The sequence below is a fragment of the Pseudaestuariivita sp. genome (genome assembly GCF_052825805.1).
Genome location: NZ_JBRBVB010000002.1, coordinates 534559 through 548595, shown reverse-complemented (window position 1 = coordinate 548595; position 14037 = coordinate 534559). Strand labels below are relative to the sequence as shown.

Here is a 14037-nt window from a genome sequence, read left to right as displayed (position 1 = left end):
GTATTTTTGCAAACCTGCCATGCACATGGCGCATAGCGTCAGTCGATGCCTTTTTCGCGGGCAGACCGGCGGTAGGCGATGATCTCGTCCTGCACAAAGTCGCGGAAGGCGTGGATGCGTTTCGAGTGCCGCAGCTCTTCGGGGTAGGCGAGGTAGACCGGCACCTCGTTCGATTCCACGTCCGGCAGCACCCGCTCGAGCTTGGGGAAGTCCTCGACCACGTAATCGGGCAGCACACCGATCCCGATGTCGTGCACCACCGATTGCAGCACGCCAAAGTAGTTGTTCACCGTCAGGTGCATCGGAATGTCATGCGCCAGGAGCGACTGGATCAGCTGCATGCCCGCCCCGACCTGCGGCGCGTTCGGGTTCTGGCTGATCAGGCGGTGCCGGGACAGATCGCTGAGCCGCTCGGGCCGGCCCACGGCATCGAGGTAGGTCGGCGTTGCATAAAGCCGCATGCGGATCGTCATCAGGCGCTTGCGGATCAGGTCGGCCTGGCTCGGCTCCTTCATCCTGATGGCCACATCCGCCTCGCGCATCGGCAGGTCGAGCACGCGCTCCTCGAGGTTCAGGTCGATCTTGAGGTCCGGGTACTGGTCATAAAGGTGCGTCAGACGCGGCGCGAGCCAGAGCGAGCCGAACCCGATGGTGGTCGTCACGCGCAGCTCGCCGAACACCTCCTCCTCGCTGTCACGGATGCGCGCCGAGGCCGTGTCCACCCGGCGCGTCATCGCCGAGGTCGCGTCAAAGAGCAGCTCGCCCTGTTCGGTCAGGATCAGCCCCCGCGCGTGCCGGTGAAAGAGCGTCGTGCCGAGCGATTCTTCGAGCGCCCGGATCTGCCGCGAGACCGCCGATTGCGACAGGTGCAGCGTGTCCCCCGCATGCGTCAGCGAGCCCGCATCCGCAACCGCGTGAAAGATTCTGAGCTTGTCCCAGTCCATGGCGTGCCTCTTTGGTCCGTCTCTTTGGTTATCATGAAACATCTCAAACACACCCGGCGTTACCCTAATGTGACAAGATTTTTCTAGGCAGGTCAGCATTTGTGACCTAATATAGCGCCATACACGCGGGGAGGCACGTATGACGGCACAGGTTTCGCTCAGCGACCGGTTCGATCTCGACAAACATCAGGTGCTGCTGAACGGCACGCAAGCCCTGGTGCGGCTGATGCTGGCGCAATCGGCGCGCGACCGCGCGGCAGGGCTCGAAACGGCGGGGTTTTGCACCGGCTATCGCGGCTCGCCTCTCGGGGCGGTGGACATGCAGATGCACCGTGCTGGCAAAGAGCTGGCAGCTGCCAACGTCCGTTTTCAGGAGGGCCTCAACGAAGACCTGGCTGCAACCGCGCTCTGGGGCAGCCAGCAGGCCGAGCTGCGCGGGGAGGGCAAGCAGGACGGCGTCTTTGGCCTCTGGTACGGCAAGGGGCCCGGCGTCGACCGCTCGGGCGATGTCTTTCGCCACGCCAACATGGCGGGCACGTCTCCGCATGGCGGCGTGCTGGTGGCGATGGGCGACGACCACACGGGCGAGTCGTCCACCGTGCTCCACCAATCCGAATGGGCGCTGATCGACGCCTACATGCCCATCGTCTCCCCCGCGGGCGTGCAGGAAATCCTCGACTACGGCCACTATGGCTATGCTTTGTCACGGTTTTCCGGCCTCTGGGTGGGCCTCAAGACGATGAAGGACACGGTGGAGGCAACCGCCGTCGTCAACGGCGACCCGCACCGGCTGTCCTTTGTCACGCCTGAATTTCCCATGCCCGAGGGTGGTCTGAACATCCGCCTCGTCGACACGCCGCACGCGCAAGAGGCGCGCATGATCGACCACAAACGCTTTGCCGCCGAAGCGTTCTCCCGCGCCAACGGCATGGACAAGCGCGTCTGGGGCAAGCCGGGCGCCAAGATCGGTTTTGTCGCGGCGGGCAAGAACTGGCTCGATCTCTGCCACGCGCTGTCGCTTCTCAACATCGACGAAGGCGAGGCCGAACGGCTCGGCATCACGACCTACAAGGTCGGCCAGACCTTCCCGCTCGATATGCAGGGCTTTCACGACTGGGCGGAGGGCCTCGACCTGATCGTCGTCGTCGAAGAAAAGCGCAAGCTGATCGAAGTGCAGATCAAGGAGGCCATATTCGACGACCGCCGCGGACGCCGCGTCTATGGCTGGTACAAGGGCGGGGCAGGCGGCATCCACCGCGATGAGCTCTTCCCCACGGCAGGCGCGCTCGACCCGATCCAGATCGCGCAAAAGCTGGGCGACATCCTCTGTGAAGAAGGGCGCGAAACGGACGGCATCCGCGCCGGCATGGCCCGGCTCGACGAGGCGCGCCGCGCCGACAATGCCCCCGACATCGCCGCGCGCCTGCCGTATTTCTGCGCCGGCTGTCCGCACAATTCCTCGACCAAAGTGCCCGACGGGAGCCGCGCCTATGCCGGCATCGGCTGTCACTACATGGTGCAGTGGATGGACCGGGAGACGACAGGCTTCACGCATATGGGCGGAGAGGGCGCGAACTGGATCGGGGAGGCGCCGTTCTCCACCCGCAACCACGTCTTCCAGAACCTCGGCGACGGGACCTACAACCACTCGGGCGTGCAAGCGATCCGCGCCGCCTTGGCCTCGGGCGTCAACATCACCTACAAGATCCTCTTCAACGATGCAGTCGCCATGACCGGCGGGCAATCCAACGAAGGCGGCCTCTCGCCCCAGCGCATCGCCGCCGAGCTCAAGGCGATGGGCGTCGGCCACATTGCGCTGGTCTACGACGAGAAAGAAGACATTGATCTCAACGCCTTGCCCTCCGGTCTTCATGTGCACGAACGCGAAGAAATGGATGCGGTGCAAAAGACCTGCGCGGGCGTTGAGGGAGTCTCCGCCATCATCTATGTCCAGACCTGCGCCGCTGAAAAGCGCCGCCGCCGCAAGCGCGGCAGCTTCCCGGACCCGGACAAACGCCTCTTCATCAACACCGACATCTGCGAGGGGTGCGGCGACTGCGGGGTGCAGTCCAACTGCGTCGCCATCACGCCGGTCGAAACGCCCCTCGGGCGCAAACGCGCCATCGACCAATCGGCCTGCAACAAGGATTTCTCCTGCGTCAAAGGCTTCTGCCCGTCCTTTGTCTCGGTCTCGGGCGGCACGCTCAAGAAAGCTGCCACGACCGAGCTGACGCTGCCTGACCTGCCCGAGCCCGAGTTGCCCAGCATCCAAGGCACGCACAACGTCGTCATCACCGGCGTCGGCGGCACGGGTGTCGTGACCCTCGGCGCCGTGCTTGCCCAAGCCGCGCAGATCGACGGCAAAGGCGCCGGCATGATGGAGATGGCCGGCCTCGCCCAGAAAGGCGGCGCCGTGCACATCCACCTCCGCCTCGCCAATGCCCCCGAAGACATCACCGCCATCCGCGTCGCCACCGGTGAGGCGCACGCGCTAATCGGCGGCGACATGGTGGTCTCTGCCGGTGCAAAAACCCTCGGACTGACCGCGACGGGCCAGACCCGCGCTGTGGTCAACAGCCACGAGATCGTCACCGGCGAGTTCACCCGCAACACCGAATTCCGTATTCCGCACGAAGACTTGGAGGTCTCTCTTAAAGCACGACTTCAAGAGGGTGTGTCGCTTTTCGACGCGACCGATCTGGCGCGCATCACGATGGGCGACTCGATCTTTTCCAACATGATGGTGCTGGGCGGCGCGTGGCAAAAGGGCCTCCTGCCGCTGCCCGATGACGCGGTCCGGCAGGCGATCGAGCTCAACGGCGCCGCGCCCGAGCGCAACCTGCGCGCCTTCGACATCGGCCGCTGGGCGGTCCTCGACCCGGCCGGCGCTGCAAAGCTTCTGACGCCGACGGTCGTGCAGCTGCCCGAAACGCTCGAGGACAAGATCGCCTTCCGCGCCGATCATCTGACCACCTACCAAAGCGCCAGCTACGCACGCAAATACCGCGCCGAGGTGGACGGGATCGCGGACCCGGCGCTCAAGGAAATCGTCGCGATCTCCCTGCACAAGCTCATGGCCTACAAGGACGAATACGAGGTTGCCCGGCTCCTGTCCGAGACCCGCGCCAAGGCGGCGGAGACCTTCGACGGTGACCTGACGCTCACCTACCACCTCGCGCCGCCGCACAAGTCCAAGCCCGGTCCCGACGGCCGTCCGCAAAAGATCGACTACACCGCACGCTCCGAGCGCCTCTTCCGTCTTTTGCCCCGGTTCAAACGCCTGCGCGGCACGCCGCTCGACCCGTTTGGCTACACCGCTGAGCGCAAGATGGAGCGGCAGCTGATCAAGACCTACCTTGCTGATCTCAAAGAGGTTCTGCCGCTCGACACTGCTGCCACCCGCCCGCTGATCGCCGAAGTCCTCGCGCTGCCGCAGCAGATCCGCGGCTTCGGCCCGGTCAAGGCACAGAACGCGGAAACCGCTCAAGCCCGGCGCGAGGAACTGCTCGCCGCCATCCGCGCCGGCGGGGCGTCCCTCGATGTCGCTGCGGAGTAGACGCTGCACCGCAGAATGACTATACGTCACCTTAAGTGTGACAAACGGGTAGATCAGAGGGGCAAACATGCCGAGCCAGGCCCGCGCGGTGCGCGACATCTCCTACGCCCATTCCGCTGAAACGCGTGCCGGGCGCGCCGTGATCCGCGTGCTTGAGAACACCACCGGACGCATGCGCCTGATCCGCCGCGCCAGGGGCTATGAGGACGAAGTCGCGCAAGGCCGCGACTTCTGGCAGGTGATGGTCGAACGCTACGGGCTGACGCTTGATGTCGCGCAGGGCTCGCTCGATCTGATCCCGCGCACCGGGCCGGTGATCGCGATTGCAAACCACCCCTACGGCATCCTCGACGGCCTGATGTTGGGGCATATCCTGTCGCAAACGCGGGGCGATTTCCGCATTCTGGCCAACCACGTGTTCCGCAAATCCGAGGCGGTGAGTCGGATCATCCTGCCGATCTCCTTTGACGACGGCAAAGAGGCGGTGCGCCTCAACCTGCAGACCCGCAAAACAGCGCTCGACTATCTTGCGCAAGACGGCGCGATGGGTGTCTTTCCGGGGGGCACCGTCTCGACGGCGGCCAAGCCTTTCGCCACGCCAATGGATCCGGGCTGGCGCGGATTCACCGCGCGCATGATCGCCAAGTCGGAGGCGCAGGTGGTCCCGATCCACTTTGACGGACACACCTCGCGGCTCTTTCAGGTCGCCTCGCACCTGCACAACACGTTGCGCATGGGCCTTTTGATCAAAGAGTTCAAAAAGCGCGTCGACACGCCCGTGCGTGTCTCCATTGGCGCGCCGATTGCGCGGTCCGAGATCGACGCCTTTGCCGGCGACACCAAAAAGCTCATGGATTTCCTGCGCAAAGCCACCTATGAGCTGTCGCCAACGCCGTTGGCTTCCTATGCTTACGGCTTTGAGTTCGAGGACCGCTACAAGCACTGACATGGCCGTAGGTGTATTCGATTCCGGGCTGGGCGGTCTGACCGTCCTCACGGCGGCGCAGGCGCGTCTGCCGCAGGTGCCGTTTGTCTATTTTGCCGACAGCGCCAACGCGCCCTATGGCGTGCGCACTTCCGATGACATCTATGCGCTGACCTGCGCGGCGGTCGAGCGCATGTGGGAGGCGGGCTGCGATCCGGTGATCCTGGCGTGCAACACGGCTTCGGCGGCAGCACTCCGGCGGATGCAGGAAAGCTGGCTGCCGAAGGACAAGCGCGTGCTGGGTGTGTTCGTGCCGATGATCGAGGCGCTGACCGAGCGGGACTGGGGCGACAATTCCCCGCCGCGGCAGGTCGCGGTGGAGCATGTGGCGCTCTTTGCGACGCCGGCGACCGTGGCCAGCCGCGCCTTCCAGCGCGAATTGGCGTTTCGTGCCATAGGGGTAGACGTCGAAGCTCAGGCGTGCGGAGGCGTTGTGGACGCCATCGAGGACGGCGACATGATCCTCGCCGAGGCGCTCGTCAAAAGCCATGTCGACGCGCTGAAACGCAAGATGCCAGAGCCGCAGGCGGCGATCCTCGGCTGCACGTACTATCCGCTGATGCAGGACGCCTTTCAGGAGGCGCTCGGCGCGGGCGTGACGCTCTACAGTCAGGCGTCGCTGGTGGCCGAAAGCCTTGCCGACTACCTCGACCGGCACCCGAATATGCTTGGAAGCGGCAGTGCGCGGTATCTGACGACGGGTGACCCGCGCCGGGTGAGCGACCGTGCCACCCAGTTCTTGCGACGACAGATCACGTTCGAGGCCGCGTGACCTGGAAAGGCGTTTGCCTTCACGCATCACATCAAGAACGCGCTCTAAACGTCTGAGAATGATATGACTTACAACATCGCAATCATCGGCGCCTCCGGCTATACCGGGGCTGAGCTGATCCGGCTCATCTCAGAGCATCCCGCTCTGAACATCACCGCACTCGCCGCCAATTCCAAGGCGGGGCTGAGCATGGCGCAGGTCTTTCCGCATTTGCGGCATCTGGACCTGCCGACGCTCATCCGCTGGGATGAGATAGACTTTTCCGCCATCGACCTCTGCTTTTGCGCCTTGCCGCACAAGACCAGTCAGGAGGTCATCTCGCAATTGCCCAAGGGCCTCAAGATCGTTGATTTGTCAGCAGATTTCCGGCTGCGCGATCCGGCAGCTTACGAGGCGTGGTATGGCAATCCGCACGCGGCGCCGGAGCTGCAAAAGGAGGCGGTCTACGGCCTGACCGAGTTTTACCGCGACGACATCCGCGCGGCGCGGTTGGTGGCAGGTACGGGCTGCAACGCGGCGACGGGACAGTACGTGCTGCGCCCGCTGATCGCGGCGGGTGTCATCGACCTCGATCACATCATCCTCGACATGAAATGCGCCGTGTCAGGCGCCGGCCGCGCGCTCAAGGAGAACCTGCTCCACGCTGAGCTGAGCGAAGGGTATCACGGATACGCCTTGGGCGGCACGCACAGGCATCAGGGAGAATTCGAGCAGGAATTCAGTGCCTTGGCAGGCAAAGCTGTCACGATCCAGTTCACGCCGCATCTGCTGCCGGTCAATCGCGGGATCCTGTGCACCAGTTATGTGCACGGGGATGCGCATGTGATTTACGAGACGCTGAGTGCCGCCTATGCGGACGAGGCCTTTGTGCAAGTGCTGCCCTTTGGCGAGGGCCCGAGCACGCATCACGTGCGCGGCTCCAACCATGTGCACCTTGGCGTTGTAGCGGACCGGATCGGCGGTCGCGCGATCGTGATCGGGGCGCTCGACAATTTAACCAAGGGGTCATCTGGACAGGCGCTGCAAAACGCCAATCTTATGTTAGACTTGGACGAGACGCTGGGGCTGACGATGGCTCCGCTGTTTCCGTGACCCGAAAAGCAGCCGGAAGGACGTGAGGTAAGCACATGAAAGGTTTGAAAAAACAGCGCCGTGTGCAGGTGATCCTCGTGGCCGTCGTGGCGCTTGTCGCCTCGACCGCGCTCATCGGCTACGCGATGCGCGACGGGATCAACTTCTTTCGCTCGCCCAGCCAGGTTATGGCCGAGCCGCCTGAGCCGACGGAAGTGTTCCGCATCGGCGGGCTGGTCTCGGACGGGTCCATCGTGCGCGGTCAGGGCGCCGAAGTCAGCTTTTCGGTGACGGATGGCGGCGCCACAGTGCCGGTGGTCTACGTGGGCGTGCTGCCGGACCTCTTTGAAGAGAACCAGGGCATGGTCGGCACGGGACGATACATCAACGGCGTCTTTGAAGCCACTGAAATCCTTGCCAAACACGACGAGACCTACATGCCGAAAGAGGTCATCGACGCGCTCAAGGAGCAGGGTGTCTATCAGGAAGTCGAGAGCTGATCCGCGCGGCGCCTTAGGGTTCCCTTAACCTCGCAGCCGCCTTTTGCAGTCCCAGAGTTTTATGCTTTGGGGGCAGGCACATGCACAACGTGCGCGACATCGCTGAAGAGATCGTCGGCCGGGAGGGCGGGTTCGTAAACGATCCCGACGATCCGGGCGGCGCGACCAATTTCGGCGTCACCATCCACACGATGCGGCGGCTCGGGCTGGACCTGACTGGCGACGGCACGGTCACCGAGCGGGATGTGCGCGAGTTGACCCGTGCGCAGGCGGTCAACATCTTTGTCACGCATTACTTCGACGAGCCGCGCATCGCGGATTTGCCAGCGGTGCTGCAGCCTTCGGTTTTTGACATGTATGTCAACGCGGGCGCCAATGCGGTGAAGATCCTGCAGCGGCTCCTGCGTCAGATGGGGATCGAGTGCGCGGTCGACGGGATCATCGGTCCCGAGACGATCGCGGCGGCGGCGCATGGCGCGCGCATTGCCCCCGACCACATCGCCGATGCTTACGCCATCGCGCGGCGCAATTACTATTTCGCGCTGGCGGACCGCCGCGTGTCGAGCCGCAAGTTCGCGCGCACCCGCGCCGGCGGGAAGGGCGGCTGGATCAAGCGGGCCGAGGAATTCCTTGCGCCGCGCTATCACATGACACAAGGCGAATTCGAGGCGAGGGTGGCGGCATGGGGATGATGGGACGCCTGCTCGACGCGCTCTTTGGCAGTGGCAACGTGATCAAGGAGACCGCGGAGGTGTTCCGCGTGAACGCCGAAGGGGAGGCCTCGCGCCAGGCGCAGGTGCAGCGGCAGGCGCTGCAGCAGTTCGGGGCGGAGTTTCTGACCCCGCGCCAGGGGCTCTTTGACCGGCTGATGGATGCGATCAACCGCCTGCCGCGTCCGGCGCTGGCGCTTGGCACGCTGGGGCTCTTTGTGGCGGCGATGGTCGATCCCGTGTGGTTTGCCGCGCGGATGACGGGGATCGCGCTGGTGCCGGAGCCGCTTTGGTGGCTCCTCGGCGTCATCGTGAGCTTTTATTTTGGCGCGCGGCATCAGGCCAAGGGGCAGGCGTTCCAGCGCGATCTGGCGGCGACCTTTGCACGCGTGCCGCAGGTGGTGGACGCGCTGGGTCAGCTGGACACGTTCAAGAGTGGTAGCCCGGCGGGGTCGGAGACGCCCGGTGTGGCCAATCCCGGCCGTGACGCGCGCGTGCAGCTGAGGGCGGTGCAGCCGTCCGGCAATGCCGCGCTCGAGACGTGGCTGCGCACGCGGAGCACCCCCGCGACAATGTGATCCCGAGAACGTCGCAAATCAGGTTGGCCCCGCCCGCGGGCCAGCTTATCTTTGCGCCATGATCACAGAACTTGGACATTTCGCGCTGATCCTCGCCTTTGTGGTGGCGATCGTGCAGACGGTGGTGCCACTTGTGGGCGCGCAGAAACGCTGGGCGGGCTGGATGGCCGTGGCCGAGCCTGCCGCGACGCTGCAATTCCTGCTGACGGGCTTTGCCTTTGCCGCGCTGACCTATGCGTTCGTGACGTCGGATTTCTCGCTGCGGCTGGTGGTGCTGAACTCACACACCGACAAGCCGATGCTCTACAAGGTGAGCGGCGTCTGGGGGAACCACGAGGGCTCGATGCTGCTCTGGGTTCTGATCATCGCGCTTTTTGGCGCCTGTGCGGCGTGGTTTGGCAAGGGGTTGCCGCCGACGCTGAGGGCGCGGGTGCTTGGGGTGCAGGCGGCAATTGGGGTCGCCTTCTTTGCGTTTATCCTTTTTACGTCGAACCCATTTTTGCGGCTCGCAGTACCGCCCTTTGACGGGCAGGACCTGAACCCGCTGCTGCAGGATCCCGGGCTCGCGTTCCATCCGCCGTTTCTCTATCTCGGCTATGTCGGCCTGAGCATGGCGTTCTCGTTTGCGATTGCGGCGTTGCTCGAGGGGCGCGTTGATGCGGCGTGGGGGCGCTGGGTGCGGCCATGGACCTTGGCGGCCTGGGTGTTCCTGACCATCGGCATCGCGCTGGGGTCCTGGTGGGCGTACTATGAGCTTGGCTGGGGCGGGTTCTGGTTCTGGGACCCGGTGGAGAACGCTTCGTTTATGCCGTGGCTCCTTGCGGCGGCGCTCTTGCATTCGGCGATTGTCGTGGAAAAGCGCGAGGCGCTGAAGTCCTGGACGATCCTTCTGGCGATCCTCGCCTTTGGCTTCTCGCTGATCGGGACATTTATCGTGCGCTCGGGCCTTCTGACTTCGGTGCATGCCTTTGCCAATGATCCCGAGCGGGGTGTGTTCATCCTGATGATCCTCGGGTTCTTCACCGGCGGCGGGCTCATCCTTTTCGCGATGCGAGCGAGCACGATGGAGGCGAAAGGCATCTTTGGCGTGGTCTCCCGCGAGAGTGCGTTGGTGGCGAACAATGTGCTGCTCGCCGTGTCCGCGTTTGTCGTCTTTGTCGGGACCATGTGGCCGCTGATCGCGGAGATGTTCTTTGACCGGACGCTCACTGTCGGACCGCCGTTCTTTAACCTCGCGTTCACGCCGTTCTTTCTGGTGCTCGGGGCGATCCTGCCGATTGGCTCGATCCTGCCGTGGAAGCGGGGGGACGTTGGACGCTCTGCTATGGCGATGCGGTGGGCGTTGGTGCTCGCCTTGGTCGTCGCGCTCGCCTCGCTCGCCTGGGCGCTGCAAACCGGACGGTCTGCGCTGGCACCCATCGGACTCTTCATCGGGGCGTGGCTTGTCTTTGGCGCGCTGATCGAGCTTTGGATGCGGACGGGGAAATCCGGGGCGAGCCGTCTCTTCCGCCTGCCGCGCGCGGATTGGGGGAAGGCGATTGCTCACGCGGGCCTCGGCATCACCTTTATCGGCGTGGCGGGTCTGACCGCCTGGCAGGAGGAGGACATCCGTGTCGCCATGCCGGGCCAGGCCTACGAGGTTGGCGCGTTTGAGCTGGAGCTCGTGGAGGTCCGCAATGTCGAAGGGCCGAACTACCTGTCGACCATGGCCGAAGTGATCCTGCGCAAGGACGGCGTCGAGCAGACGCGGCTCTTCCCCGAGAAACGTATCTACCCCGTGGCGCAGATGCCGACGACGGAGGCGGCCATCGACTATCGCACTCTGCGGGACGTCTATGTGGTGATCGGGGATCAGCAGGCGGCGGGCGGCTGGACGGTGCGCACGTATATCAAGCCGCTGGCGAACTGGATTTGGGCGGGTTCGATCCTGATGGCGCTTGGTGGGCTGATCTCGCTCACGGACCGCCGGTTCCGGGTTGCGGCAGGGGCACGCAAAGAGCCGCAAGGCGCGGTGCCGGCGGAATGAAACGGCTTCTTTTGATCTTCTCGCTGCTGGCAGCGCCCCTCTGGGCGGTGGAGCCGGACGAGATGCTGGCCGATCCGGTGCTTGAGGCGCGGGCGCAAAACCTCGACGATGCGCTGCGCTGCGTGAAATGCCAGTCCGAGAGTATCGCCTCGTCCAACGCCGAATGGGCCAAGGACGCGCGGATGCTGGTGCGCGAGCTGGTGGCCGAGGGCAAGACCGACGAAGAGGTCGTAGACTTTTTCGTCGCCCGCTACGGCGACTTCGTGAAAATGCGCCCGGACGCCAGCGGGGCCAACCTTCTGCTCTGGGCGTCGGGTCCGCTGATGCTGCTGATCGCGCTCGGTATCGCTTTTACCTTTCTGCGCAGCCGGTCATCCGCCCGTCCCGAAGGCGGCGGCACACTGACCGCGGACGAAGAGGCGCGGCTCAAGCAGATTCTCGACGAGTGACGCTGGGTTTCGCTGCCGCTTTGCGGTAAACCCTGCCAGACTGAACCGATCAGTGCAGGAGCAAGCGGCATGGACTACGACACGATCACGCTCGAGGTGCAGGACGGCTGCGCAACGCTCACGCTGAACCGGCCCGATCAGCTGAACGCGATGACGACGCAGATGCGTGCCGAGATGCTGCACGCGGTCAAGGCGGCCGAGGAGATGGCCAAGGTCCTGGTGATAACCGGGGCAGGGCGCGCGTTTTGCTCAGGCCAGGATTTGGGCGACGCACCTAGCGCAAGCAAGCTCGACCTCGAACGGCTCTTGCGCGATGAATACGGCCCCCTGATCCTCGCCATCTCCGAATGTGACCTCCCGACGATTGCGGCGGTCAATGGCGCAGCAGCGGGCGCAGGCGCCAACCTGGCGCTGGCCTGCGACGTGGTGATCGCGGCGGAGTCGGCCTACTTCATGCAGGCGTTCAGCCGCATCGGCCTCATCCCCGACGCGGGCGGCACCTGGACCATGCCGCGCCTCGTTGGCCGGGCCAAGGCGATGGGCGCTGCGCTCTTTGCCGACAAGATCTCCGCCACCGATGCCGAGGCTTGGGGGCTGATCTGGGAGGTGCTGCCCGACGCCACGTTCGAGGCCGGCTGGAAGCGCCGCGCGGACACGCTGGCGCAGGGTCCAACTGAAGCCTACCGCGCCATCAAGGAAGCGATGCGCGCCACCGGCAGCAACACGCTCAGCGAACAATTGATCGTCGAAGCACGCCTTCAGGGGCGCTGCGGACGCTCCCGCGACTTCCAGGAGGGCGTTCTCGCCTTCAGCGAAAAGCGGAAACCGTCCTTCGAAGGGCGCTGATCTCAAAACATAAATTGCGATTCGTGGCCTGAGGTCGGGAAAACCGGACCATCCTGCTGTCAACAGAATCCTTGACAGGTTCGAATCTTTTTCTCCCAATTGTCTGACATTTGAGCATCTGTGCTTAGTCAATGAAAGGGAGGGAAGAAGATGAGTGAATGTTGTGGACCGGGTTACGCCTCGCCAGCGGATGCCATGCAAGCAGAGCGGGAAAAGCTGCTCTACACGGTCGCGCTATACGTGGGAACGGGTGTGGAGGCGCCCGATTACCTTGCGACGGTGGATGTCGATCCCGACAGTCCGACCTATGCGAGCGTGATCGCCCGCACCGAGATGCCGCAGATCGGGGACGAGCTGCACCACTCGGGCTGGAACGCCTGCTCGTCCTGCAACGAGGACAGCTCGATGAAGCGGCAGTACCTGCTGCTGCCCGGCGTGCGCTCGTCCAACATCAACGTGGTCGACGTCTCGGACGCGCAGAACCCCAAGCTGCACAAGGTCATCTCGGGCGACGAGATCAAGGCCAAGACCAACCTCAGCGGTCCGCACACCGTGCATTGCCTGAAACAGGACATCATCATCTCGATGCTGGGGGACGCCGATGGCAATGCGCCGGGCGGGTTCCTGCACATCGACAAGGATTTCAACATCGTCGGCCGGTGGGAGAACGACATCACCGGGATGAACTACAACTACGACTTCTGGTACCAGCCGCGCCACAACATGATGGTGAGCTCCGAATGGGGCGCGCCGAACACCTTCATGCCCGGCTTCGACCTCGAGGACGTGGCGGCGGGCAAATACGGCCAGTCGATCCACTTCTGGGATTTCGAGGGCAAGAAGATCGTCAAATCCATCGACATGGGTGCCGAAGGGATGATCCCGCTCGAAGTGCGCGGCATGCACGACCCGGCCTCGAACGAGGGGTTCTTTGCCGCCACGCTTTCGTCCAACGTCTTCCGCTGGTGGAAAACCGACGACGGCGATTTCGAGATCGAAAAGGTCATCGACGTGCCGACCATCGATGTCGAGGGCTTTCCGGTGCCGATGCCGTCGCTGATCACCGACATCCTGATCTCGATGGATGACAAGTACCTCTACTTTGCCAACTGGCTGCACGGCGATCTGCGCCAGTACGACATCACCGACCGCGCGAACCCGAAGCTCACTGGTCAGGTCTGGCTGGGCGGGATGCTCGGCAAGGCGCCCGAGGTGAACGGGGTCGCGGTGCAGGGCGCGCCGCAGATGATCCAGCTCAGCCTCGACGGCAAGCGGCTTTACGTGACGACCTCGCTCTTCTCGTCGTGGGACAACCAGTTCTACCCCGACATGAAGGACAAGGGCGCACAGATGTACATGATCGACTGCGACACCGACAAAGGCGGCATGTCGATCAACCCGGACTTCGTCGTGGACTTTGGCGGCGAGCCGAACGGCCCGAGCCGCTGCCACGAGATGCGATACCCGGGCGGGGACGTGACCTCCGACATCTGGATGTAGCCCCGTGTGCGGATGCGGCGCCTGCGGTCTGGCCAAGGAGGTTGGCGAGGCCGCGGGAGACAAAGCCGCGACAGCGACCCGCGCGGCACCCCCGCGCTGG

12 protein-coding genes are annotated in these 14037 nt (G+C 64.2%); 11 read left to right on the top strand and 1 reads right to left on the bottom strand.

The genetic code is table 11. From position 1 onward, the window contains the following. Positions 1-38: 38 nt before the first annotated feature. Positions 39-944 carry a LysR family transcriptional regulator gene (locus ACU0B3_RS03650; protein ID WP_446259448.1) on the bottom strand — a complete coding sequence of 302 codons (906 nt, stop codon included), beginning with the start codon at positions 942-944 and terminating at the stop codon, positions 39-41. Between the two features lie 139 nt (positions 945-1083). Between ACU0B3_RS03650 and ACU0B3_RS03645 the strand changes: the two genes are divergently transcribed. From ACU0B3_RS03645 to ACU0B3_RS03595, 11 genes are all read left to right on the top strand, one after another. Further along, positions 1084-4500: an indolepyruvate ferredoxin oxidoreductase family protein gene (locus ACU0B3_RS03645; protein WP_446259447.1), complete on the top strand. Its 3417-nt coding sequence runs from the start codon at positions 1084-1086 to the stop codon at positions 4498-4500. Between the two features lie 67 nt (positions 4501-4567). Continuing rightward, on the top strand, positions 4568-5446 hold the full coding sequence (locus ACU0B3_RS03640) for a lysophospholipid acyltransferase family protein (protein WP_446259446.1): 879 nt from the start codon (positions 4568-4570) through the stop codon (positions 5444-5446). Between the two features lies 1 nt (position 5447). Then, positions 5448-6257: a glutamate racemase gene (locus ACU0B3_RS03635; RefSeq protein WP_446259445.1), complete on the top strand. Its 810-nt coding sequence runs from the start codon at positions 5448-5450 to the stop codon at positions 6255-6257. Between the two features lie 63 nt (positions 6258-6320). After that, positions 6321-7349 carry an N-acetyl-gamma-glutamyl-phosphate reductase gene (argC, locus tag ACU0B3_RS03630; protein WP_446259444.1) on the top strand — a complete coding sequence of 343 codons (1029 nt, stop codon included), beginning with the start codon at positions 6321-6323 and terminating at the stop codon, positions 7347-7349. Between the two features lie 35 nt (positions 7350-7384). Beyond that, positions 7385-7828: a cytochrome c maturation protein CcmE gene (gene ccmE, locus ACU0B3_RS03625; RefSeq protein ID WP_446259443.1), complete on the top strand. Its 444-nt coding sequence runs from the start codon at positions 7385-7387 to the stop codon at positions 7826-7828. 80 nt (positions 7829-7908) lie between these two features. Beyond that, the gene (locus tag ACU0B3_RS03620) at positions 7909-8520 is read left to right on the top strand and encodes a holin-associated N-acetylmuramidase (protein ID WP_446259442.1); all 612 of its coding nucleotides are present in this window, start codon (positions 7909-7911) and stop codon (positions 8518-8520) included. After that, a complete protein-coding gene (locus ACU0B3_RS03615; RefSeq protein ID WP_446259441.1) occupies positions 8511-9116 on the top strand; it encodes a holin family protein in 606 nt (201 codons plus the stop codon). Before ACU0B3_RS03620 ends, ACU0B3_RS03615 begins: the two co-directional genes overlap by 10 nt. A 58-nt stretch (positions 9117-9174) precedes the next feature. Further along, positions 9175-11142: a heme lyase CcmF/NrfE family subunit gene (locus tag ACU0B3_RS03610; protein WP_446259440.1), complete on the top strand. Its 1968-nt coding sequence runs from the start codon at positions 9175-9177 to the stop codon at positions 11140-11142. Then, positions 11139-11591 carry a cytochrome c-type biogenesis protein gene (locus tag ACU0B3_RS03605; protein WP_446259439.1) on the top strand — a complete coding sequence of 151 codons (453 nt, stop codon included), beginning with the start codon at positions 11139-11141 and terminating at the stop codon, positions 11589-11591. Before ACU0B3_RS03610 ends, ACU0B3_RS03605 begins: the two co-directional genes overlap by 4 nt. Positions 11592-11660: 69 nt before the next feature. Next, entirely contained in the window at positions 11661-12437 is a 777-nt protein-coding gene (locus ACU0B3_RS03600) for an enoyl-CoA hydratase-related protein (protein ID WP_446259438.1), read from the top strand. Positions 12438-12587: 150 nt separating this feature from the next. Beyond that, positions 12588-13937: a selenium-binding family protein gene (locus ACU0B3_RS03595; RefSeq protein ID WP_446259437.1), complete on the top strand. Its 1350-nt coding sequence runs from the start codon at positions 12588-12590 to the stop codon at positions 13935-13937. The last annotated feature ends 100 nt before the right edge of the window (positions 13938-14037 follow it).